Origin of the sequence: Agarivorans sp. QJM3NY_33, from assembly GCF_050870865.2 — a bacterium.
Classification (GTDB): domain Bacteria; phylum Pseudomonadota; class Gammaproteobacteria; order Enterobacterales; family Celerinatantimonadaceae; genus Agarivorans.
On the sequence record NZ_CP194039.2, the window covers coordinates 4,830,685 to 4,853,340 of the forward strand.

Genomic DNA, 22,656 nt, shown 5'->3' on the forward strand with positions numbered 1-22,656 from the left:
GATACTTACTCCACTTGCTGCAACGGAACTAAGCGCTGCAACAAACTGGCAATCACCTGGCATAATTGAGTTAGTAACAAACTATCCATACCCGCGATATAGTGGTCAGCATCGCGACTGGCAGCAATAAAGAACCCCAACTCAGCATTGTGACCCAATGGCATCAGCGCCACCGAGGCTATATCCTCGCTCTCATCAAACAATAACTGCAACTCTCCCTGCGTCAAACGACCAAAATAATGGGGATGTTGAGTCAGTCTAGTAACCCGGACTCGTTCAATCTGTTCCTGTTCAATGCCATATTCAGCGGGTAATTCATCCAAAGAGAAACGCTGTTGACTTAAACGTAGTGAAACACTTTCCACCCCAAGATCATCAACTAAAGCGCGACTTAAGCGATGCTGTAACTCAGCAAAGGAATCGCAAGCCATCAAGTCGGGCAACAGATCGACATAAACATGAAAAATCCGTTCGTTGAGACTCGCCACCGCCATTAAATCGGTGATTTCCTGCTCTAAATCCAAGACTTTATCGCGTAAGCGTTGTACCTGTAATTCGACCAGAGACACCGCCCCTTTTTCTTTATGCGGTAAGCGTAATTGTTTGACTAAGCTGGGATGACGGACGAAAAAATCGGGATTGTCGAGCAGGAATTCCACCACTAAACTTTCGTCAATCAATAGCGGTTGTGAAAGATCGAACTCACTCATATATGCACCTGACCATCAAACACCATCACTGCGGGCCCGGTCATCTTGACTGGTTTACCCTCTCCCTGCCAATGAATACGTAAACGCCCCCCAGGAAGATCGACATTCACCGTGTCGGCTAATTTCCCCTGTAAACGTCCCACAACCATCGCCGCACAGGCACCTGTACCGCAGGCTAGCGTTTCGCCAACGCCACGTTCAAAGACTCGCAGTTTAATGTTGTTCTCATCGATAATTTGACTAAAACCGACATTCACTTTCTGCGGGAAGCGCTCATGACTCTCCATGCGCCGACCCAGCGTGTCTAAGGGCGCTTGTTCAATGTCATCCACTTCAATCACGCAATGCGGATTACCCATAGACACCACGCCAGCAAATACGGTTTGCTGTTGATCACGTAAAATATAGGTTTTCTCGGCCTTCTTGGCTTTAAATGGCACTTGACTAGGTTCCAATATCGGCTCACCCATATTGACCGTCACCTGCCCATCAGCTTCCACATGAAGAATGATCTTACCCGACTTCGTGCTCACCCCAATACTACGTTTATTCGTCAGGCCTTTGCTCACCACAAAACGAGCAAAACAACGCGCCCCATTGCCACATTGTTCAACTTCACTGCCATCGGCATTAAAAATGCGATAATGAAAATCCAAGTCAGGATCATAGGGAGGCTCAACCACTAAGAACTGGTCAAAACCAATCCCAAAGTTACGGTCGGCCAAGCGACTAATAACATCTTGATTAAAAAAAACGTTTTGAGTGACATTGTCGATCACCACAAAATCATTCCCCAAACCTTGCATTTTAGTGAAGTTGACTAACATTCGCTTATCCTTCAGGCAACAGTGATTCACCAGCCCAAAGAGATACCAGAGCCTCACGCTCACGTATCAAATGGGATTGCTCACCATCAACCATCACCTCTGCAGCCCGACAACGCGAATTATAATTTGAACTCATGGTAAAGCCATAAGCTCCTGCAGAGCGCACCGCAATATAGTCACCCGCTTCAATGGCTAACTCTCTTTCTTTGCCAAGAAAATCACCGGTTTCACAAACGGGTCCAACCACATCATAACAAACGCTGCTTAGGCCCGGACGTTGCAGCACTGGCACTATCCGCTGCCAAGCACTATATAAAGATGGACGAATTAAGTCGTTCATTGCGGCATCAATAATCGCAAAATTTTTACTAGCCGACATTTTCAAGAATTCAACCTTCGACACCAAAATACCAGCATTGGCCATAATCGCACGACCCGGTTCAAATAGTAATTTTAGCTGACGTTCGCCAAGACGTTCAACCAAAGCACTGGCGTAAGCGGCTGGCTCAGGGGGCGTTTCATCATCATAATTGACACCTAAACCGCCACCAACATCGAGGTGCTCAATCACAATACCTTGCTCAGCCAAGCTGTCGATCAATGCCAACAACTTATCGATAGCTTCTACAAAAGGTGAGATTTCAGTTAACTGAGAACCAATATGGCAATCCACACCCACCACATTTAACGCAGGCAAGCTTGCCGCATAAGCATAGGCCTGAGGTGCTTGCTCAATGGCAATCCCAAATTTATTTTCTTTTAAACCGGTAGAAATATAAGGGTGAGTCCCAGCATCGATATCGGGATTAATCCGTAAAGAAATGGGTGCCACTTTACCCAAGCGCTGAGCAACCTTGCTGATCCGAGCTAACTCAGGCTCAGATTCAACATTAAAACAGTAAATACCATGTTCCAGCGCGTCCGTAATTTCTTGCTCGGTTTTTCCTACGCCAGAAAAGACTACCTTACTTGGGTCACCACCGGCTTCGATAACCCGAGCTAACTCGCCACCGGAAACGATATCAAAGCCAGACCCCATCCGAGCCATCAAGTTCAACACTGCTAAATTAGAATTAGCCTTTACTGCATAGCAAATCAAATGAGGCCGTTCACCAGCAGCCTTATCAAAGGCTTGCCAATGACGTTCAATCGTCGCCCGCGAATAAACATAAAGTGGCGTCCCATAATGTTCTGCTAAATCAGCTACCGAGCATTGTTCAGCTGTTAATTGCTCGTTTTGATAACTAAAAAAATCCAATGATCTGTCCTTATTGTGTTGCAGTGTTTAGTCTGCTGGTGTTGCTTGCTCGACGGTATTCGGCGTCGTCTCGTCTACCGTTTGCGGATGCGTTAACGGTCCTTTTTGACCGCAACCGCTAAGCCCAATGCTCAGCAAAATTACAGCAATTGCCAGTTTATTCATGATAAAGCCATGATTCTTTTTTGAATGCCCTCTATAATCCGCATTCGAAGCAAGAAAAGCAATAGGACAGACGATAGTGATGAATGATAGCCAGTATCACCAACGAGTCGATGAGGCCTTTGAGCGCATCGAGCAGACCATGGATAGCGATAACTTCGATATTGAATGTGATATTAACGGTGGAGTACTCAACCTAGAGTTTGAAAATCGCAGTAAAATGGTGATTAACAAACAAGAACCTCTACATCAACTATGGTTAGCCACCAAGTTTGGCGGTTACCATTTTGAATGGCGCGAAACAGAGCAACAGTGGATTTGTAATCGGAGTGGTGTGGAGTTTTGGTCGTTTTTAGTTGAGTCGATTGCCAAACAAAGTGGTGAGCAACTCAGCTTTTAAGGCTTAGCGGCCGCTGTCAAAAACGCGGCTAGCCATCCAAGCCGGAGAGTTAATTGCTCCGATAAGATGCAACTTGCCATTGTTCATTGACCATGACGATGTCGTAGAACTGTGGCAAGTTAAAATTGACAACCTCATGGCGAGTCCCGTATTGCTCGCGCGAAGAAGTATAGAAACGATTAATCCCTTGGATCAACTCTTCCTTGCTGCCTTCAAAGTCTTGGTACATTTCTATTTGGTTATGCTCATCAACAATATAGATATTAAAACCAACATCCAGATTTTCGAAAAAGTATTGCACTAAACCTTCACTGGCGTGGGCTTCTACGACGTTCGGTACTTTCTTAGTATTACCGGCATTTAACTGTAGCGGAAGACGTTGGAGCTTGTTATTCGACAGCTGACGATAAAACTCAACCCCGTTTTCCAATTTTTTAACCGAGACTCCGCGATCTTCAATAAATAAACCGTACTTTTCGTTTCCTAACACAATCGTTTTAACAATCCGTTTATCCTGCGGTTGCAAACGGCTCTTAATACTTTCTACTAATAGCTGTTTAAAATTACTACCAATTTGCTCTCGTAGGTTGGCGCTGTAACAAAATACGTCGATGTGCTCGGGGATATTTGCATCACGATGCATTTTACCTAACACGGTAGTCAAGGCATCGACCACGGCACTATCACCAACAAAGTGTAGGGTTCGGATTTCGTTCCAAGTATTGCGATAAACCAAATCAACCGAGCCCACCAAACAATCTGAGTCTCGGCCAAAACTGAACACATCGGTGGCGGTCGCATCAAACTCAATTACCTTGCCGCCCCAATTCGCAGTGGGGTCTTTCTCCAGATTAATAAACACCCCTAAGTGACGGATTTCACAGGGACGAGTCAGTGCTAAATTACTAGCAGCTTCAACATTCACCGGAAAAGCTCGGCGTAAGTCATAAGCAAAACTGGTTAATGTATCCAGCGTTAAATCGCCTTCAAGCTGATGTAAACTCAATTCCGTTTGATCAGTTTTCAGTTGGTTAAAATAACTCCACGCCACCAGTTTAGAAATATAGCTGGCATGCTCTAGCGACGGCTGACCGACAATAGCGAGTCCCTGCAGCGGCTGTTTATACAAATACCAACCTTCCGCACAACTATGCCCCTTGGGCACGTGGATAAAACTAAGGTTAGCTTCAGAGAGATCGGGAGAAATTTGCGGATTAATGAGAGTAACTTTGCCCGGTAAACTTTCAAAGGCAGCATACAGCTTACGTGACAGAATGCCGATATCTTCGGGGTTAATCGACTCACTAATGTCATTACGTCGCGCAAAACGAATCAAGTTACGATAACTCAGCATTAAAGCATCCAGCAACTCGCTGTGCGCCTGTCTTACATCTTGCACCTTCCAGGCACGACGTAAATTAAGATGTTCAATTTTTTGCTGAGACCAAGCCCATTGTTTGACCAGCTGGGCCATAAAACGCTGCTGCCAAGTCAACGAGCTCACATCCATAAGAGCGCTCGGTAAAGGATTACATTCACTGTTTTTTAGATAGAAACAGCGCCGTACTAAATCAAGACGGGCCTCATCTTCAATCGACTCTAAATAATTAGTCACCTTATTCAGCATCAAGTAATAAGCGTCATGTTCTAGAACAAATGCTTTGCAGTGTTGCATCAAGCATTTCGCTTCAACAGCCAACAAGCTTGGTCTTGGATAGTCTGCGGAATAAGCTTCCATCAATAAGGTTTTTAATACGGCTTTATAAGGAGAGTCGATCCCCTTGTATAACTGCCACAAGCCTGAACCAAAATACTCTTCGGCAGGAATGGTATCTAAGCCACCCAAATCCAACCATTGTTGATGGTTAAATACACCGCTCTCAAATTGCTGTTGTACGAAACTGTCGTAACTTTGCTCGATATCACATGGCACAGCAAACCAGACTAATTGCTTCCCCGCCAAGGGCAGAGCCGTGCGATAAAATTCGTCGAGTAATAACAAGTGCTGGGCGCTACCACAATTATCCTTGGATAACTCACTAATCGAACCAGTTTTAAACTGATTGTCCTTCACCATGAAAAAGTTAAGCTCAACCCCTTGATGCGCAGCCCAAGCCGATATTTGACTGCACTTCTCCGCCAATAAACGAACTCGCTCACTCGCCAACTGATGTGCATGGCACACCCAAATATCTAAATCACTGGATTCTGTTTGGCCCACCGTAGCGGTGCTACCCATGGAGTAAATACCCAAAATTTCATGTTGTTGGGGTTCTGCCGGTCGACAAAGGAAATGTTGCTGGAGATAAATAAAATGGCGAGCGCTCGACTCAAATTGACAGATACCACTCGGCACTTCACCTTCAATATAGCCCGGTATGCAAGGATCCGAGTAATGCAGCATTAACGGCAACAGTTCAAATATCTGCTGCGCGGCAGCAGGCATAGTCTGGAGTGCCAGCTGCTTACGATGCTGATTAGATCGGGTAACCTTCTCTAAGAGAGAGGCAATGGTGTCTTGCAAAGTAAAATTTACCTATCGATTAATGAATAATTATTAGATGAAATATAGGTACAATAAAGTGTGATCATCTTAACAGTTAGTATAATAGCGGTAAACATAAACGCACAATTTGTGTGCGTTTATCATGACATATATTACGCATTGCTAATTTTATGCTGAACCCTGCGGTTATTGGTAGATATTGATGCTAAAGGCGACTTGGGCAGATGCTTAAGTGGTGATACTATCGTCAGCTAAAATAATGAGGTAAGTGTTTGTGAAAATAGTCAGAATCGCGACTCGCAAGAGTCCTCTCGCGATGTGGCAAGCCCACTTTGTAAAAGCTGAGTTGGAACGCCATCACCCTACGCTGCAAGTAGAACTTGTACCCATGAGCACCCGAGGCGACAAGATCCTTGACACCCCTCTGGCTAAAATCGGTGGCAAAGGGCTGTTTATTAAAGAATTAGAAGTGGCTATGCTAGAAGGCCTTGCGGACATTGCGGTACATTCGATGAAAGATGTCCCCATGGAATTTCCTGAAGGCTTAGGTCTGCACTGTATTTGTCAACGAGAAGATCCTCGAGATGCCTTTGTTAGCAACCACTTTACCAATATCGATGCTTTACCTAAAAGCGCGATCGTCGGTACCTCCAGTCTACGCCGCCAATGTCAACTGAAGGCGCAACGTCCAGACCTCATCATTAAAGACTTACGTGGTAACGTGAATACTCGTTTAGCGAAATTAGATGCGGGTGAGTTTGACGCTATCATTCTTGCTAGCGCGGGACTATTACGACTCAAAATGGTAGAACGGATCCAGGCGTATATTGAACCAGAGCAAATACTCCCGGCTGGTGGGCAAGGGGCTGTAGGCATCGAATGTCGCAGTAATGATCGTGAATTGCTAGACTTGTTGGCTCCCCTCAATCATCCCGAAACGGCCCTCCGTGTCGAAGCAGAGCGAGCGATGAATCGACGCCTAGAAGGCGGTTGTCAAGTCCCTATTGGTTGCTACGCGGAGTTGGCAGATGGACAATTATATATCCGTGGTTTAGTTGGTGCTATTGACGGTTCTGAGATCATAGAAAAAGAACTTCGAGGCAAAGCTAGCGAAGCTGAGCAACTCGGTCTAGCCCTTGCCGAGCAATTACTCGATGCTGGTGCCGCTGCTATTTTAAGGGTCGTCTATCAACCATAAGGAACGATGGTGCCATTACTCATTACTCGGCCGCAGCCACATAATCAACGCTGTGTTGAAACCCTCAGCGAACATGGCTTTTCAGCCATCGCTGCACCGATGGTTGAAATTATTAGCAGCCCCGAGCTAGCGCGGCTAAAACAAGTACTGAGCTCTACAACGCCGAACGGGCTGATCGTGGCTGTCAGCCAATATGCGGTAGAAGCCTGTCAACAATGGTTAGAACAACAACAATTAAGCTGGCCAAGATCATTACAATACTTAGCCGTGGGCAAAGCCACTGCGGAATGCTGGCAACAATATGGGGTGAAGGCATCAGTGCCAAGTCGCCAAGACAGTGAAGGCATGCTACAACTCATCGAACAGCAATTTCCCGGATTAGATCAAGCGACCATTTTGCGCGGCCAGCAAGGACGAGATTGGCTCGCGCAACAGCTCCAAACCCGAGGTGTTAAAGTCACTTATTTGAGTTGTTATCAACGAAAATTAATCACTTATCCACAGCAACAACTTGAACAATGGCGCTTACAGATCAACACTATTGTTGCTACTAGTGGTGAAATATTGAAACATCTGACTACCCTTATGAGTAAAGCAGAGCAACTTGAGTGGCTGCGAGAGTGCCATTTATTAGTCCCAAGTCAACGCTTGCTTAAATACGCTCAAAGTTTGGGTTTTATGCACATTGTACTGTGCGACGGCGCATCGGATAAAGCATGTATCGAAGCTTTAAAGCAAATACTGCCATCTGCAAGGAATGAAAATGACCAAAGATAAACAATCAGAGAACCAAAATCAGGTTCCATCCCCTAGCGATACAGTGAAACACGCCAAGCAAACTGCGGCGGAAAAAATGCCTAAAACAACCAGCCAAGCAACGCCGAACAATAAATCAACCAAGCTATTGGCCATCGCGGCGATCCTGATCAGCATCGGCCTAAGCGCGGGTGTTTATTGGCAAACTCAACAACAGTTACAACACGCAGATAACCAAATACAACTCTTAAAAACTAGCCTCTCAGCCAAAGAGCAAAGTTTAGTCAGTGCCGTCGCAACCAACAGCAGTCAATTTGAAACATTGAAGCAACAATATGGCAGCCAGCAACAGTCTCTGGTGAGCCTAAAAACCCAGTTGGAACTCACTGAACAACATCGTAAAACCATTGAACATCAACTGGCCTTGCTCAACATTAAAGATGCCAATCATTGGCGACTCAACGAAGCGAATTATCTATTACAACTGGCGGCCTATAAACTATGGCTGGAACATGATCCCAGCACCGCCATCGCACTTCTTATCGAAGCTGATAGTAGTGTCAACCATGCCAACGATCCTCACCTGTTAGCTCTGCGCCGCGCGATAAACAATGATGTGCAAACGCTCAAAGCAATTCCATTGGTCGATAAAGAGGGCATTGCTTTTACCTTAGAAAGTCTACTGCAACAAACCGAGACCTTACAGTTGGCTGAAATCGAGTTACCCGCTGCGCTGCAAGAACAAAATAATCAGCTCAGCAGTGATAGTACTGACTGGCGTGACAATCTAGCTAAAAGTTGGCGTAAATTCAGCGAAAATTTCATCACTGTGCGTCGTCGCGATGGTCAAGTCGAAGCGCTCATCGAACCCAAACACGCATGGTACCTGAAAGAAAATCTTAAGTTACAATTACAGCAGGCCGAACAGGCCTTATTCCGAGGACAAGGAGAGTTGTTTAAGGCCAAGTTACAACGCACTGCACAATGGGTCGGCAACTACTTCATGCAAAACCAACAAGCCCAGGCCATGTTGGTTGATTTGAAGCGCTTACAAGGGCTGGAGATTGTGGATCAGTTACCGGAAAAATTATCCAGTTTAGATGCCGCAGAACAAGCCATTAAAGATCGCCAACAACGGCTACAGCCTTCTCTAGCAGAAGGAGCTGAATAATGTTTAAAGTTCTGATTTTATTGGCCTGCTTAGCGTTAGGTTTAGCTCTGGGGCCACAACTTGCGGGCAACAAAGGCTATGTACTAATCGCTTTTGATAGTTACACCGTTGAGATGTCGGTGACCAGTGCACTATTTGTCAGCTTTATCTGTTTCTGTATTTTATTATTCACAATTTGGCTACTTCGCTGGCTATGGCTAAGCTTTTCTCGCAGTACTAACTGGTGGGGCGATCGACGCAAACAAAAAGCGATTAGTCATACTCAGCAAGGCATGTTAGCAATGATGCGCGGCGACTATCAGCACGCCGAAAAATTGGTCAGTAAAGCGGCCACTTATAGCAGCGCTCCAGCGTTGAATTATCTAACAGCCGCAGAAGCGGCACAAGAACAAGGACAAGATAAGAAACGCGATAAGTACTTGGAGCAAGCCACCCGCATGACCAACAATGATAGCGCGGTCCTGATCACCCAAGCCCGTTTACAAATTAAACAACAGAACTTTAGCGCGGCGCTGAATAGCATTGAACAGCTCCCTGCCGAAAGTCGTAAACAGGCTCCAGTAAGACGCATGCTATTGCAGATTTTACCCGAATTAGGTCAGTGGCAGGCTTATGTTGAATTGCTTCCTATCGCATATAAGGCCCAGTTGCTTGAAGACTCGCATTACCAAGTTGAATTATCACGTAGTTACCAGGCTCTATTTCTAGAGCTCGCCAATACCCAAGGCGCCGATAAAGTGGCCGCATATTGGAATGCAATGCCACGTAAACAAAAAAAATCGATGACGATTGCTGCTGCTGCCTGCCAAGCTTTAGTCTTATCCGGCGATAGCGCTGCGGCTTACCAATTACTCGGTGACTTACTCAACAAACATCACGATCCCGAGCTACTCGCAGTCGCAGCAAAATTACAGCTCAGCGACCCTTATCCGCTATTACAGCAACTGAAAGGCTTATTACGTAAATCGCCAAATAACGCAGCCTTATTAAACTTGATCGCACAATTACATCTGCAGCAACAACAATGGCCTGAAGCGAAAGATTACTTTGAGCAAAGTATTAATATTGTCGCTAGTCGCGAATCTTACCAAGGCCTCGCCGAAACCTATCGACAACTGGAAGAGCCGCAACAAGCGATGGATTACTATCGTCAAGCCTTGACGATGTAGTTCCGTCAACCCAAAAAGGCGAGCATGTGCTCGCCGCTTATGCCCAACAAACCACTAAATAAATTCGTAGGCATCGCCATGCAATTGTGCCAAGGGTAAGCCTTGTTCAACAAAGGCGCTCCGGGCTACATCGGCCATTTCAAAACGGCCAGCAATATACACTTCTAAATTGCTCATATCCGAAAAGTCTTCTAAAACAGCTTGGTGCACCAGGCCTTTTTTTCCGGTCCATTGTGGCACAGCATGCTCTAATACCGGCACAAAGGTCACCTGATCTAATTCTGCCCACTGATAAGCCAACTCATGTAAGTACAGCCCCCCTAAATTGCGGCCGCCCCAATATAAGTAAATTTGCCGCTCTTGCTCACTGTCGATCAGATGCTCAATAATAGACTTCGCATAGGAGAAGCCCGTTCCGCCAACCATGATCAAGACCGGACGTTGGCAATTATCATCGAAACCAGCATGCCCAAAGGGCATTTCAATTTCTATTTCACCACTGCTTTTGAGCTTATCGATGACTTGTCGGGCGTAAGGGTTTCCTTCAGGCGCACCGATGTGTAGCTCATACACTTCACTCTGCTCTGGCGAACTGGCTAATGAAAAGGGTCGCTTATCATCTTCCGCCATCACAATTTGTAAGTACTGACCAGCGATAAAACTTTGCGATTCTTCTGGATGTAATTCGACATTAAAAATGTCATCTAAAATCGGTGCCACCGATGCAACCTTACAGCTAATGCGCTTCATATTTTCCCCTTTTAATCTTCTCGATCTCATGTATCGCCTACTTCACCAACGATACAACCGGTTAGCCTAACAGATATAAATCCCCTTCCCTGGGTACTAAACGGAAACGTTTAGTACGACAACCGAAGCTAAGCAAGTCAATGACGGGTTGGCTGCAAAATTTAAGCAGGCAGGAAATTAATTTGCAATGACTCAGTATAACCCTTTACGCCATCAATGTAGTGTCCGTATATTTAACAATTAGTCTATGCCTAATTGTTGCCAAATACTATCCACGCGCTGTTTCACTTCTGGCGTCATTTCAATTACTTCCCCCCACTCTCGAGTTGTTTCACCGGGCCATTTATTGGTCGCATCGAGACCCATTTTTGATCCTAAACCGGAGATGGGCGAAGCAAAATCTAAATAATCAATAGGCGTGTGATCGATCAAAGTGGTATCGCGACTCGGGTCCATGCGCGTGGTGATCGCCCAAATCACATCCTGCCAGCAGCGTGCGTTCACATCATCATCACAAACAATTACAAACTTGGTGTACATGAATTGACGCAAATAAGACCATACCCCTAACATCACTCGTTTGGCATGCCCCGGATACTGTTTCTTAATGGTAATCACTGCCATACGATAGGAGCAACCTTCTGGCGGAAGGTAGAAATCAACAATCTCTGGAAATTGCTTTTGTAAAATCGGCACAAACACTTCGTTCAAGGCGAGCCCAAGTACAGCGGGCTCATCTGGCGGGCGTCCAGTGTAGGTACTATGATAGATCGGCTCCTGACGCATGGTGATGTGGGTGATGGTGAACACCGGAAACTCATCCACTTCATTGTAATAACCAGTATGGTCACCATAGGGCCCTTCTAGTGCATTGTCCCCCGGCATCAGGTAGCCTTCTAAAACAATCTCTGCACTCGCGGGCACCTCTAAGTCATTACTAATACATTGCACTGTTTCGGTTCGACTACCACGTAATAAACCCGCAAAAGCATATTCTGAAAGCGTATCCGGTACCGGTGTCACAGCACCTAAAATCGTCGCCGGATCGGCTCCCAAAGCAACCGCCACCGGATAGGGCTTGCCCGGATTCAGTTCTTGAAACTCACGAAAATCGATAGCGCCTCCGCGATGAGAAAGCCAACGCATAATCAACTTATTTTTGGCTAACTTTTGCTGACGATAGATACCCAGATTTTGTCGTTTTTTATAGGGACCGCGGGTAATGGTTAAACCCCAGGTAACCAAAGGTGCCACATCGCCCGGCCAACAATGTTGGATCGGCAATTTATCTAAATCAACCTCATCGCCACTCCAGACCACTTCCTGACAAGGTGCGCTGCGTAGCTTCTTGGTGGGCATGTTGAGTACTTGCTTAAAAATCGGCAACTTTTCCCAAAGTTCTTTCAGCCCTTTAGGTGGCTCAGGTTCTTTCAAATAAGACAGCCAGGTTCCCACTTCACGCAAGGCTGATACCGACTCTTGCCCCATGCCTAAAGCAACCCGCTCCGGAGTACCAAATAGATTGCCTAATACCGGCATACTATGGCCCTTCACATTTTCAAATAACAACGCTGGACCGCCGGCTTTTAAGGTACGGTCACAAATTTCGGTCATTTCGAATTCAGTCGACACTTCAACGGTAATCCGTTTCAGCTCGCCGCGCTGCTCGAGCAAACCAATAAAATCTCGTAAATCTTTATATTTCATTCAATTAACCTAGTGATGCAAGCCAAAACTGGCCCACTACTGTGATTGCATTTCAATCATAACCATTGCCGCGAGTTCTTGATATTCAGGATCCCGATACTGAGTCAAAATGAACTGCGCAGCTGGAGGGTAATTCTGACCTAAGCGAGCTATCGCACTATAAGAGAAATACAATAATTCAGGATTCTCGGCAGCACCTTTCAACAGCTCAAAAGCCTGTTCCGCTGGCCATTGGGTGCGTAACTTTTCTAATAAAGACACACTGTATTGATCCATCGGTAAACCTAGCACCTCGCGAATCGCTTGACTAGAACCGGAACCAACGGCCAAAGCAACCACCACGTGATTATCCGGAAAATACAACTGGCTGGGCATCGTTTTGCGAACATGCAGTAATTGTGGAGCATCCAACTGGGATAAGGCACGGATCAAATCTAATTGCTGTTCCAGCAACAATGGATTGTTCTTACGGAATACCAAAGACCATTGAAATTGATCGTGTAATAACTCACTTAAGTAGAATTGTGAACGCTCAGCGGAGAGCTGATTCAAAATAAGACTACGCGCTAGCGCTGGGTAATCATAAGTCGGCCGAATCACCTCGTAACCATCAATCACCGCCGATTCTCGAGTCAACGGGCGCTCCGCAGCAAGCTTTAATAACCAATTTTTTAAGGTTTGATTGGGTACATGGTGGTTTTGATGTAAATAACGCAAGCTTTCATACAATAAAGCTTCACGATGTTCAGGAAGTAATTGAGGTAATAAATCAATCACCCAAGCGGGCTGATTTTGCATCAAAGCATCAACGCTTCGAAGTAAAATAGTTAACGGTACTTGAGGGTGAATAGCTGAAGAAGGAGGATTCGGACCTTGCTGTTCGGCATGGGCAAGTAGCGGGTAACTAAGGATTAAAACAAACAGTAAGCGTTTTATCATCGGAAATGAAACTGGCCGCGGTTGCGGCCAGTTTACGCCTATTTTTTCTGGGCTTTCATCGCATCGAAAAACTCATCATTAGTCTTAGACATTGAGAGCTTATCAATCAAGAACTCCATCGCGCCTGTTTCGTCCATTGGATGCACAATCTTCCGTAGGATCCACATCTTCTGCAGTTCATCACCACTGGCAAGTAACTCTTCACGACGAGTACCAGAACGATTGATATCAATCGCTGGATAAACACGTTTTTCGGCAATCTTACGGCTTAAGTGTAATTCCATATTACCGGTACCCTTAAACTCTTCGTAGATGACTTCATCCATTTTTGAGCCGGTATCAACCAGGGCGGTGGCAATAATAGTTAAGCTGCCACCTTCTTCAACGTTACGCGCAGCACCAAAGAAGCGCTTCGGACGATGGAGCGCGTTGGCATCCACACCACCAGTAAGTACCTTGCCTGAAGAAGGAATCACGGTATTGTAGGCTCGCGCTAAACGAGTGATAGAATCAAGCAGAATAATCACGTCTTTCTTGTGCTCAACCAAACGCTTGGCTTTCTCAATCACCATATCGGCAACCTGTACATGACGGCTTGCAGGTTCATCAAAGGTAGAAGCAATCACTTCTCCGCGAACCAAGCGTCGCATCTCGGTAACTTCTTCTGGACGCTCATCGATCAACAACACAATCAGCTCACACTCGGGATGATTAAAAGCCACATTTTGTGCAATATTTTGCAGCAACATAGTTTTACCCGCTTTAGGAGGCGCAACAATCAAACCACGTTGCCCTTTCCCTATCGGCGAGGCCAAATCTAAAACTCGTGCAGTAATATCTTCTGTGGAACCATTACCGCGTTCCATGCGCATCCGTTTAGTGGCATGTAAAGGCGTAAGGTTTTCAAAGAGGATTTTGTTACGAGAGTTTTCAGGTTTATCGTGGTTTACTTGACCAATCTTTAGCAAAGCAAAATAACGCTCACCTTCTTTCGGCGGTCGAATCTTACCTTCCACGGTATCACCAGTTCGCAGGTTAAAACGGCGAATTTGGCTAGGCGAAACGTAAATATCATCAGGGCCAGCCAGGTAAGAACTGTCTGCACTGCGCAAAAAGCCAAAGCCATCCTGCAGAATTTCGAGAACACCATGTCCAAAAATGGCTTCCCCGCTTTTCGCGTGAGCCTTGAGGATCGAGAAGATAATATCTTGCTTACGCAGACGGGCCAGATTTTCTAAGCCCATCGATTCGCCTAGCGTAATCAGTTCATGGACCGGGGTATTTTTTAGCTCAGTTAAATTCATAATGGTGAGTATTCAGTTTTGTCGAAATAGACTGACGGCAGAGTGAGTTAGATATAGTAGAGATGCTTACTCGACTGTTCAGTCGGCCAAGAGATAGCCTTAAATAACAGGCGTAGGAAAATTCGAAAGTAAAATTAGCACTATTGTGAAGAAAGATCCAGCAAAAGCAGGCAACGAATGTCGACCTGCTCACATAGTTACTACAGGTTTTCGTCTAAAAACGCTGTTAATTGTGCTTTAGACAGCGCACCAACTTTAGTCGCAGCCACTTTGCCATCTTTAAATAACAATAAAGTAGGGATCCCGCGAATACCAAACTTGGGCGGAGTCGCCGCATTTTGATCAATATTCAACTTACCTACGGTAACTTTGCCTGCGTATTCTTCAGCAACTTCATCGAGGATCGGTGCAATCATTTTGCACGGTCCACACCATTCAGCCCAAAAGTCTACTAATACAGGTGTGCTTGCATTTAGTACGTCTGCCTCGAAACTATCGTCACTCAGCTGAACTAATTTGTCGCTCATGTATTACTCCAAATATTCTCTGCTATCTATATAGATAATGTACCCGACTATTTGAAATGATCCGACTAATGAATGCAAGCCCAAGCTCATTCCAAGGCAATCTAAGCTACTACCAATTAACATAAGTAAATCACCAGCACAATAAAAGTAAATGTGGTGCTGGTAGTGCCAGATAGCTGTGATATGCTTACGCCATGAGCAAAGCACACTTAACTGAACTACGATTCGCCGACTTAGAGCTAGACGCTGGGGTATTAGAAGCCTTAGAACAGCACGGCTATCACAATTGCACCCCTATCCAAGCGCAAAGTCTACCGATCCTGCTGAAAGGCAAGGATATTGCGGGCCAAGCACAAACCGGTACGGGGAAAACCTTAGCCTTTTTAGTTGCCACCTTTAACCACTTGCTAACCACGCCAGTGCCTGAAGGTCGCCAACAAAATCAACCACGCGCCTTAATCTTAGCGCCCACCCGTGAATTAGCAATTCAAATTCACAACGATGCCCGTTTATTAGCCAAAGCAACTGGCTTAAAATTGGGTTTAGTGTATGGGGGTGAAGGTTATGCCAGCCAACGGGCAACCCTTGATGAAGGCGTTGATATCCTCATCGGCACCACCGGTCGGATGATTGACTATTTCAAACAGGGTGCCTTTAGCCTCAATAGTCTACAAGCCATGGTACTAGATGAAGCCGACCGCATGTTCGATCTCGGTTTCATTAAAGATATTCGTTATTTAATGCGCCGCATGCCAGAGCCCAAGCTGCGCCTGAACATGCTGTTTTCGGCAACCCTTTCATTTAAAGTGAAAGAGCTTGCCTTTGAACACATGAACGAACCGGAACACGTGATTGTAGAGCCAGAACAAATGACTGGCGTACGCATCCAGGAAGAGCTGTTTTACCCGTCCAATGACGACAAAATGGCATTACTACAAACCTTAATCGAAGAAGAATGGCCTGAACGGGCGATTATTTTCGCCAATACCAAACACCGCTGCGAAGACATTTGGGGACACTTGGTTGCCGACCAACACCGCGTTGGTTTGTTAACCGGAGATGTACCACAGCGTAAGCGGGTACAAATACTTGAACAATTTACCGATGGTAAATTAGACATCTTAGTTGCCACCGATGTCGCCGCACGAGGCCTACATATTCCCTCGGTAACCCACGTATTTAATTACGATCTTCCCGACGACGCAGAAGATTACGTTCACCGCATTGGTCGAACTGGGCGTGCCGGTTTAAGTGGTCACGCGATTAGCCTGGCCTGTGAAGAATATGTTTTCAACTTACCGGCGATCGAAGAGTACATCAAACATCCGGTGCCATTGAGTCAATATGACAGTGAAGCTTTACTACGCGATTTACCGCGAGCCCAGCGGGTTCATCGACCTAAAAGTGTCAATAGTCGCGGCGGTGCACGGGGAAGTAATCGAAGTAGCAGTAGCGGCCACTCCAAACCAAGACGCAGTCGCCACTCATAACTGAGCGCTCAAGGATGAACGAGTCAAAATCTTCGCCCCTCTATGCAGCCATTGATTTAGGTTCTAACAGCTTCCACATGTTAATCGTGCGGGAGCTCAGTGGCTGCGTACAGACCATTGCCAAGGTTAAGCGAAAGGTTCGACTCGCTGAAGGCTTAGATAAAAATAATCAACTCGATCAGGCAGCGATGGTCCGCGGTTGGCAATGCCTGAGTTTATTTTCTGAGCAATTACGCGATATCCCCGAACAACAGATCAAAATTGTGGCCACCGCAGCCCTGCGTAAGGCCGTCAACGCCCAAGTATTTTTAACTCAAGCAGAAAAAATACTCGCAAATAAAATCAATATCATTAGCGGTGAAACCGAAGCCAAAATCATTTACCGTGGAGTGGCTCACACCAGCGGCGGCCATGGTAAACGTTTGGTGATCGATATTGGGGGGGCAAGTACCGAATTAGTGATTGGTGAACAAAGCGAAACTCGGCTATTAAATAGCCTCGATATGGGCTGTGTCACCTGGCTGAAGCGTTATTTTTCAGACTCACTGAGTGAGGGTAACTTCGCCCAAGCCATTGAAGCAGCCAAAGCAGTGATTGAGCCGGTACTCAGTGATTATCGACGTCTCGGTTGGAAAAGCGCTTTAGGAGCCTCTGGCACCATTCAAGCCGTATTAGAAATTATCACCGCTCAAGGCCTCGATGAACGGATCACCTATCCCAAACTGAAAGCGATTCAACAACAAGTGATCGCTTGTGGCAAACTTGAAACACTCAATATCGAGGGGCTCAACGAAGAACGTAAACCAGTATTTGCATCTGGATTAGCAATTTTAATCGCCTTGTTCGAAAGCTTGCAAATTGAAGGACTCACCCTCGCGGGCGGCGCACTACGCGAGGGTTTAGTCTATGGTCTACTGAGTCAACAAGAAACCAGTAGCGTCCGCGCACGCACCGCTGAAAGCTTCATCAAACGCCATCACATCGATGTACAACAAGCAGAGCGAGTCGCTCATTGTGCGATTACGCTTTGCCAACAAGTTACTCCTCGTCTCAGCGATCGAGCTTTAAGCTTATTAAAGTGGGCGGCTATGTTTCATGAGGTTGGCTTGAATATCGAATTTAAAAAAGCCCCCGAGCATGCAGCTTATATTATCGATCATTCTGATTTACCCGGCTTTACTAGCGCTCAAAAGCATTTTGTCTCCAGCCTAATGCTCAATCAGCGAGGTCAGTGGCAAGCCCAGCTATTAAGCCAACAACATGCTTTAGAAAAACCAGAAGCCCTGATATTAACCCGTATGCTGCGGATCGCTATCATCGTCTGTATGCGTCGCACCGAAGGTAGCGTACCAAACATCAGCTTGTTACAGAATGAAAATGACTGGCAACTTTGTTTTCCTCCCACCTGGAGTGAGCAACACCCCTTACGCGCAGCAGAACTAGAACTAGAAGCCAAAGTACAAAGCGAAGTTGGTTATCCATTGCGGGTAATTGAGGCGCTCTGTTAAAATTCGTTACATGCTGTAGGTTAAGCTGAGTGTGCTTAAAAGGCAGCCAGCATTGATTTTAAGTAAGCCCCTTCTACTTGTTTGCCTACCGGCAAGATAGCACCGACTGAAGCGTGGCTTCCCTCGATGTACTCAGCACTATAGATAGCGGAATCATAAGACCGAATCCCGAGATCAACTCAAGCTTTAGTGCTCCGGCAATCCTATCAGATGGCCAGCAAAGCTAAGCTCACCTAAACATTCTTCTTTACCCAACGAATATCACTACAAGTACTGCGCTAATATTGACCTAAGCCGATGAGGCTGGCACTATGCGCCGCAAACCAGCAACATTTAGATCGTTGTCTCAAAAAACGTGTTACCACTGTGCTATTAAGTCGAGGAGAATACAATGCCACAACCACTCGTTGCCATCGTCATGGGATCCAAAAGTGATTGGCCAACCATGGAAAACGCCGCCGAAATACTGAGCCAACTAGGCGTAGAATTTGAAGTGGAAGTGGTTTCAGCGCACCGCACTCCCGACAAATTAATGAGTTTTTCAGCCAATGCAGCTGAACGGGGTATTCGCGTCATCATCGGTGGGGCAGGCGGAGCAGCGCACTTGCCCGGCATGATCGCTTCCAAAACCCGTCTTCCAGTACTTGGTGTGCCCGTACAAAGTAAGGCGCTTAGCGGTATGGATAGCCTGCTGTCAATCGCTCAAATGCCTAAGGGCGTCGCCGTTGGCACCTTAGCTATCGGTACCGCAGGAGCCTATAACGCAGGTCTCTTGGCGGCCCAAATTTTAGCAACCACCGATCCTCAACTAGCGCAACGCATCGAAGCATTCCGCACCGCGCAAACCGAATCGGTATTGGCGCACCCCGACCCACGTATCGCCGAGTAGTTAGGTTAACAGAATGAACAAAATTTGGATCCTCGGCGCAGGCCAACTTGGCGCCATGCTCAAACATGCCGCCCAACCACTTTGTCTGGAAGTTCGTCCGGTGGAGACCGACGAGCTTGAGCAATTTGCCATTGGCGATGACGACGTGGTCACCGTTGAGCGGGAACATTGGCCTGTCACGCCTGCCACCGAACAACTCACCCAACATCCACGATTTTTAAATGGCCCCGCTCTGGCGCAATTAGCCGACCGAGCCAGCCAGAAACGTCTACTCGATTCGCTCTCTTTGGCGACCGCGCCTTGGGTCGATGTGAAAACACAGCATAGTGCCGAGCAACTGTTCGCTGAATTAGGCGAACGAGTGTTACTCAAACAGCGCTCAGGTGGTTACGATGGAAAGGGCCAACATTGGTTAAAACAACAAGGCAACGCTGAGCAACGCGCGATTCCGCAAACTTGGTTAGATCATTGTATTGCCGAACAGGCAATCAATTTCGAAGAAGAAGTCTCATTAATCGGCATGCGTCATGCCAACGGCGAGACGGCCTTCTACCCACTAGCGATTAATCAGCATCATCAAGGCATTTTATTAGCCACCGTTTCACCTGTCGCCAGTAAAGCACCGCTGCAAAGCCAAGCCGAAGCGATGCTGGGCAAGCTCATGGAAGCCTTAAATTATGTTGGCGTAATGACCATGGAATGCTTCCAAGTGGGACAACAACTGTTAATCAACGAAATTGCGCCGCGGGTCCACAACAGCGGCCATTGGACCCAGGCAGGAGCAAGCTTAAGCCAGTTTGAAGCGCATTTGCGTGCTGTCGCCAACTTACCCTTAGTGCAGCCGTTGGTGAAAACTCAAAGCGTGATGCTTAACCTAATCGGTGTCGACTATGACCAACGCTGGCTCAGCGTACCGGGCGTAGAAATATTCTGGTATGGCAAAGAGGTTCGTCCCGGACGAAAAGTCGGCCATATCAACATCAGTATCGCCGAGCGCCAGCAGCTACTCAACAGCCTCGCCCAACTACAACCGCTGATGAGCCCGGTCTATAGTGATGCCATCGCCTGGTTAATCGGTCACCTCGACTAAAGCACGAACTAAGCCTTGTGGCTGCGCTAGCAGCTTCGCCACAAGGCTTGGGTTCATTGAATATTACAAGATTTCTGGAGTAAGCTCCTTGAGCTACGAATGGCTCGCGCTATTAGCAGCGGCCCTATGGGCCCTCACCAGCTTAATTTCGGTCACTCCCAGCCGTCAACTTGGCGCCTTCGCCTATAGTCGCTGGCGGATGGGTTTAGTCAGCCTAATGTTGGCCACTGCAACTTTAGTTAATAACAACTGGCAGAACATCAGCTTCGAACAAGCAGCCTTGTTTGCCCTCTCGGGATTTATTGGGGTATTTGTTGGTGACACCGCCCTGTTTGCCTGTATGAATCGACTCGGGCCGCGTCGGGCCAGCCTATTATTTGCCTGCCATGCCGCTTTTTCCGCTTTCTTAGGAGTTTACTTATTTAACGAACAGCTATCGGGTTGGCCCTTAGTGGGGGCTGCAAGTTTATTTCTCGGGGTTATTCTGGCGGTAAGCTTCGGCCGTAAAGCCAATCAACATAGCTGGGAAAAGATCAATGGTCCGGTGAGTATCGCGCTATTGCTGGGTTTGAGTGCGGCGCTTTGTCAAAGCATCGGCACCGTGATGCTAAAGCCGCTATTAAGCGCCAGCGCGGCCCATCCGGTCGATCCCATCGCCGCCTCAACGCTACGGATGCTCAGCGCTTTTACTGCGCATATGTTGTTATACTTTGCAGCCCATAAACTGGCGCGCGCCCATAAGCCACTCACCCCAAGATTATTTATGATGATTGCCAGCAATGGTTTTCTCGCCATGGCGGTAGGCATGACCCTGATGCTGTTTGCGCTACGCAATGGCGATGTTTCTGTGGTGGCGCTCTTGTCCTCCAGCTCGCCAATCTTAGTCTTGCCGCTACTCTGGATCTACACCAAACAAGCCCCCACCTATTCGGCATGGGCGAGCGCCGCACTGTGTGTGGTAGGTAGTAGTTTACTGATTTTTGGCTAGTGATTGGCTACCGAAAACACCGGCAAATGGGCGATCCGCTGCCGAATAAAAAATACCTGCTGCTGATATAGTGCAGAATCACTCGACTGATAAATTTTCAGGAATTGTTGTTCGCTGAGTCCCTCGCTTAAGTCATCGACCCGAGGAAATAAATCTTGCTCGGCGCTGGCTTGGCGCATTGCCTGCAAAAATGCTTGAGTCTTGGCTAAGCTAGTAGCCGTTTGCGCAAACTGAATGCCGGTAAAATCGGCCGCCAAATCAGCAAAACTAAAGCCACTGCCACCAGCCACAGAATCAAATAGCTCTTTAAATTCCCCTATCGAGGCACTAAAACCTTGCTCTGCCGCCATCCGCAGGCCTGCCGAATAGCTAAAGTGCAATAGCAAATCACGGCGTCCCGCTAAACGAACATTACTGGGCGCAGGCACAAACGGCAGCTCAAGCGAAAAACGTTTCAGCAATAAACTTCGCAAGCTTCCTTCACTAAAAAACAGGCTTACCGCCCAAATCATCGCTTGTTGCTCGACTAACAGCGAACCTCTCTGCCCGCGCAAGGCGACGTCAAAGCTTAAAGGATAGAGATAATCAAACAATGAAACCTCCATCTGCCCCGCATACTGCTGACCTAACAAGGCCAACTTATGATAGTAGTAGGCAATTGGCAGGCCAATGGTTTGTGGTTGTTGCCATTGACTGAATGATTGATAGGCCTTGATGAGCGTTTGGCGAACATTCGCCTGTGCAGTCACCTGTAAGCGCAATGCATGCTGATCAATCTGCGGGACACTCATGTGACTGACTAGCACCTTCAAAGGCAGCTCAGGAAAGTAGCGCTCACTTAGCCACAATAAAGCCACAAACACTGGCTGTGCAGGCAAGCTTAAGTCCCCTAGAGTTAGCTCAGCCAATTGCAAACCTTGGCTGGATTGGAGCAGACTAACTTGAAGATTCAAATAACGGCCAAACCACTGTGCGGGTAGAGTAATCGTTGCCCGCAGTCGCAATTGTTCTGCTTGAAGTTGTGTCTCAACATTGATCTGGCTAAAAGCACGTGAGCTTAATCGGCTTAGCGCCTGCAGTTGCTGTGAAGATAACAAAATATCAACTGGCTGGCTGGCATCGCCGAGTCGCTGCATATTCTCTTGCAATAAATGCTTAACATCCGCCACTTGCTGTGGGCTCGGCGCTGGTGGAGCAGGAATGCTAGCCAGTGTTGACAGGGCCAACTTCAAGCCAAGCAAACCACTCAACGCAACCAGCAGCAATAAGCTTAATCCCCAGGCCAGCAGCTTCGCCAAGACGGTCAT

General features: G+C 46.9%; 21 protein-coding genes. 10 read left to right on the forward strand and 11 right to left on the reverse strand.

The window, feature by feature from the left end:
• Positions 1 to 5: 5 nt before the first annotated feature.
• From ACRRSY_RS21855 to lptM, 4 genes are read right to left on the reverse strand one after another with little or no spacing between them, the layout of a single operon-like run.
• Positions 6 to 710, reverse strand: a complete 705-nt coding sequence (locus ACRRSY_RS21855) for a DUF484 family protein (protein WP_432455458.1) — start codon at positions 708 to 710, stop codon at positions 6 to 8.
• A complete protein-coding gene (dapF, locus tag ACRRSY_RS21860; RefSeq protein ID WP_432455457.1) occupies positions 707 to 1,537 on the reverse strand; it encodes a diaminopimelate epimerase in 831 nt (276 codons plus the stop codon). The genes ACRRSY_RS21855 and dapF overlap by 4 nt, the downstream gene beginning before the upstream one ends.
• 4 nt (positions 1,538 to 1,541) lie before the next feature.
• Complete coding sequence (gene lysA / locus ACRRSY_RS21865) at positions 1,542 to 2,795, reverse strand: diaminopimelate decarboxylase (RefSeq protein ID WP_432455456.1); 1,254 nt, start codon at positions 2,793 to 2,795, stop codon at positions 1,542 to 1,544.
• 27 nt (positions 2,796 to 2,822) lie between these two features.
• Positions 2,823 to 2,960, reverse strand: a complete 138-nt coding sequence (gene lptM, locus ACRRSY_RS21870; RefSeq protein WP_432455455.1) for an LPS translocon maturation chaperone LptM — start codon at positions 2,958 to 2,960, stop codon at positions 2,823 to 2,825.
• 79 nt (positions 2,961 to 3,039) lie between these two features.
• Here lptM and cyaY point away from each other — a divergent pair, with 79 nt between their 5' ends.
• Positions 3,040 to 3,357 (forward strand): iron donor protein CyaY, encoded by a 318-nt coding sequence (gene cyaY, locus ACRRSY_RS21875; RefSeq protein ID WP_432456128.1) that lies wholly within the window; start codon positions 3,040 to 3,042, stop codon positions 3,355 to 3,357.
• Positions 3,358 to 3,406: 49 nt separating this feature from the next.
• Here the strand turns inward: cyaY and ACRRSY_RS21880 are convergent, their stop codons facing one another.
• Entirely contained in the window at positions 3,407 to 5,881 is a 2,475-nt protein-coding gene (locus tag ACRRSY_RS21880) for a class I adenylate cyclase (RefSeq protein WP_432455454.1), read from the reverse strand.
• Between the two features lie 298 nt (positions 5,882 to 6,179).
• On the opposite strand from ACRRSY_RS21880, the gene hemC reads away from it, so the two are divergent.
• The 4 genes from hemC to ACRRSY_RS21900 are packed head-to-tail and all read left to right on the forward strand — an operon-like array spanning position 6,180 to position 10,157.
• Positions 6,180 to 7,061, forward strand: a complete 882-nt coding sequence (gene hemC / locus ACRRSY_RS21885) for a hydroxymethylbilane synthase (RefSeq protein ID WP_439033361.1) — start codon at positions 6,180 to 6,182, stop codon at positions 7,059 to 7,061.
• Positions 7,062 to 7,067: 6 nt separating this feature from the next.
• Positions 7,068 to 7,838, forward strand: a complete 771-nt coding sequence (locus ACRRSY_RS21890; RefSeq protein WP_432455453.1) for a uroporphyrinogen-III synthase — start codon at positions 7,068 to 7,070, stop codon at positions 7,836 to 7,838.
• Positions 7,825 to 8,988: a uroporphyrinogen-III C-methyltransferase gene (locus tag ACRRSY_RS21895; protein WP_432464027.1), complete on the forward strand. Its 1,164-nt coding sequence runs from the start codon at positions 7,825 to 7,827 to the stop codon at positions 8,986 to 8,988. Before ACRRSY_RS21890 ends, ACRRSY_RS21895 begins: the two co-directional genes overlap by 14 nt.
• Complete coding sequence (locus ACRRSY_RS21900) at positions 8,988 to 10,157, forward strand: heme biosynthesis HemY N-terminal domain-containing protein (protein WP_432464028.1); 1,170 nt, start codon at positions 8,988 to 8,990, stop codon at positions 10,155 to 10,157. The genes ACRRSY_RS21895 and ACRRSY_RS21900 overlap by 1 nt, the downstream gene beginning before the upstream one ends.
• 54 nt (positions 10,158 to 10,211) lie before the next feature.
• Here the strand turns inward: ACRRSY_RS21900 and fre are convergent, their stop codons facing one another.
• The 5 genes from fre to trxA form a co-directional block, all read right to left on the reverse strand.
• On the reverse strand, positions 10,212 to 10,907 hold the full coding sequence (gene fre / locus ACRRSY_RS21905; RefSeq protein ID WP_432455450.1) for an NAD(P)H-flavin reductase: 696 nt from the start codon (positions 10,905 to 10,907) through the stop codon (positions 10,212 to 10,214).
• A 240-nt stretch (positions 10,908 to 11,147) separates the two neighbouring features.
• Positions 11,148 to 12,614 carry a 4-hydroxy-3-polyprenylbenzoate decarboxylase gene (ubiD, locus tag ACRRSY_RS21910; RefSeq protein ID WP_432455449.1) on the reverse strand — a complete coding sequence of 489 codons (1,467 nt, stop codon included), beginning with the start codon at positions 12,612 to 12,614 and terminating at the stop codon, positions 11,148 to 11,150.
• A 36-nt stretch (positions 12,615 to 12,650) separates the two neighbouring features.
• Positions 12,651 to 13,553 (reverse strand): hypothetical protein, encoded by a 903-nt coding sequence (locus tag ACRRSY_RS21915; RefSeq protein ID WP_432464029.1) that lies wholly within the window; start codon positions 13,551 to 13,553, stop codon positions 12,651 to 12,653.
• Between the two features lie 38 nt (positions 13,554 to 13,591).
• Positions 13,592 to 14,857 carry a transcription termination factor Rho gene (rho, locus tag ACRRSY_RS21920; RefSeq protein ID WP_432455447.1) on the reverse strand — a complete coding sequence of 422 codons (1,266 nt, stop codon included), beginning with the start codon at positions 14,855 to 14,857 and terminating at the stop codon, positions 13,592 to 13,594.
• A 200-nt stretch (positions 14,858 to 15,057) separates the two neighbouring features.
• Positions 15,058 to 15,384, reverse strand: a complete 327-nt coding sequence (gene trxA / locus ACRRSY_RS21925; RefSeq protein WP_432455446.1) for a thioredoxin TrxA — start codon at positions 15,382 to 15,384, stop codon at positions 15,058 to 15,060.
• A gap of 194 nt (positions 15,385 to 15,578) precedes the next feature.
• On the opposite strand from trxA, the gene rhlB reads away from it, so the two are divergent.
• From rhlB to ACRRSY_RS21950, 5 genes are all read left to right on the forward strand, one after another.
• The gene (rhlB, locus tag ACRRSY_RS21930; RefSeq protein WP_432455445.1) at positions 15,579 to 16,874 is read left to right on the forward strand and encodes an ATP-dependent RNA helicase RhlB; all 1,296 of its coding nucleotides are present in this window, start codon (positions 15,579 to 15,581) and stop codon (positions 16,872 to 16,874) included.
• Positions 16,875 to 16,888: 14 nt separating this feature from the next.
• Entirely contained in the window at positions 16,889 to 18,382 is a 1,494-nt protein-coding gene (gppA, locus tag ACRRSY_RS21935) for a guanosine-5'-triphosphate,3'-diphosphate diphosphatase (protein WP_432455444.1), read from the forward strand.
• Positions 18,383 to 18,773: 391 nt separating this feature from the next.
• Positions 18,774 to 19,271 (forward strand): 5-(carboxyamino)imidazole ribonucleotide mutase, encoded by a 498-nt coding sequence (gene purE / locus ACRRSY_RS21940; protein ID WP_432460454.1) that lies wholly within the window; start codon positions 18,774 to 18,776, stop codon positions 19,269 to 19,271.
• A gap of 13 nt (positions 19,272 to 19,284) precedes the next feature.
• Positions 19,285 to 20,361 (forward strand): 5-(carboxyamino)imidazole ribonucleotide synthase, encoded by a 1,077-nt coding sequence (gene purK / locus ACRRSY_RS21945; RefSeq protein WP_432460455.1) that lies wholly within the window; start codon positions 19,285 to 19,287, stop codon positions 20,359 to 20,361.
• 88 nt (positions 20,362 to 20,449) lie between these two features.
• Entirely contained in the window at positions 20,450 to 21,349 is a 900-nt protein-coding gene (locus ACRRSY_RS21950) for an EamA family transporter (protein ID WP_432455441.1), read from the forward strand.
• Here ACRRSY_RS21950 and ACRRSY_RS21955 read toward each other — a convergent pair.
• The gene (locus ACRRSY_RS21955; RefSeq protein ID WP_432464030.1) at positions 21,346 to 22,656 is read right to left on the reverse strand and encodes a hypothetical protein; all 1,311 of its coding nucleotides are present in this window, start codon (positions 22,654 to 22,656) and stop codon (positions 21,346 to 21,348) included. The two genes, ACRRSY_RS21950 and ACRRSY_RS21955, sit on opposite strands and share 4 nt — an antisense overlap.

Bases quoted from the DNA above. Each gene is read 5' to 3' on its own strand.
- lptM (WP_432455455.1), bottom strand. From the start codon at position 2,960: ATGAATAAACTGGCAATTGCTGTAATTTTGCTGAGCATTGGGCTTAGC.
- gppA (WP_432455444.1), top strand. From the start codon at position 16,889: ATGAACGAGTCAAAATCTTCGCCCCTCTATGCAGCCATTGATTTAGGT.
- trxA (WP_432455446.1), bottom strand. From the start codon at position 15,384: ATGAGCGACAAATTAGTTCAGCTGAGTGACGATAGTTTCGAGGCAGAC.
- purK (WP_432460455.1), top strand. From the start codon at position 19,285: ATGAACAAAATTTGGATCCTCGGCGCAGGCCAACTTGGCGCCATGCTC.
- fre (WP_432455450.1), bottom strand. From the start codon at position 10,907: ATGAAGCGCATTAGCTGTAAGGTTGCATCGGTGGCACCGATTTTAGAT.
- dapF (WP_432455457.1), bottom strand. From the start codon at position 1,537: ATGTTAGTCAACTTCACTAAAATGCAAGGTTTGGGGAATGATTTTGTG.
- ACRRSY_RS21900 (WP_432464028.1), top strand. From the start codon at position 8,988: ATGTTTAAAGTTCTGATTTTATTGGCCTGCTTAGCGTTAGGTTTAGCT.
- rhlB (WP_432455445.1), top strand. From the start codon at position 15,579: ATGAGCAAAGCACACTTAACTGAACTACGATTCGCCGACTTAGAGCTA.
- ubiD (WP_432455449.1), bottom strand. From the start codon at position 12,614: ATGAAATATAAAGATTTACGAGATTTTATTGGTTTGCTCGAGCAGCGC.
- ACRRSY_RS21895 (WP_432464027.1), top strand. From the start codon at position 7,825: ATGACCAAAGATAAACAATCAGAGAACCAAAATCAGGTTCCATCCCCT.
- ACRRSY_RS21855 (WP_432455458.1), bottom strand. From the start codon at position 710: ATGAGTGAGTTCGATCTTTCACAACCGCTATTGATTGACGAAAGTTTA.
- rho (WP_432455447.1), bottom strand. From the start codon at position 14,857: ATGAATTTAACTGAGCTAAAAAATACCCCGGTCCATGAACTGATTACG.
- ACRRSY_RS21915 (WP_432464029.1), bottom strand. From the start codon at position 13,553: ATGATAAAACGCTTACTGTTTGTTTTAATCCTTAGTTACCCGCTACTT.
- ACRRSY_RS21890 (WP_432455453.1), top strand. From the start codon at position 7,068: ATGGTGCCATTACTCATTACTCGGCCGCAGCCACATAATCAACGCTGT.
- hemC (WP_439033361.1), top strand. From the start codon at position 6,180: ATGTGGCAAGCCCACTTTGTAAAAGCTGAGTTGGAACGCCATCACCCT.
- purE (WP_432460454.1), top strand. From the start codon at position 18,774: ATGCCACAACCACTCGTTGCCATCGTCATGGGATCCAAAAGTGATTGG.
- cyaY (WP_432456128.1), top strand. From the start codon at position 3,040: ATGAATGATAGCCAGTATCACCAACGAGTCGATGAGGCCTTTGAGCGC.
- ACRRSY_RS21955 (WP_432464030.1), bottom strand. From the start codon at position 22,656: ATGACCGTCTTGGCGAAGCTGCTGGCCTGGGGATTAAGCTTATTGCTG.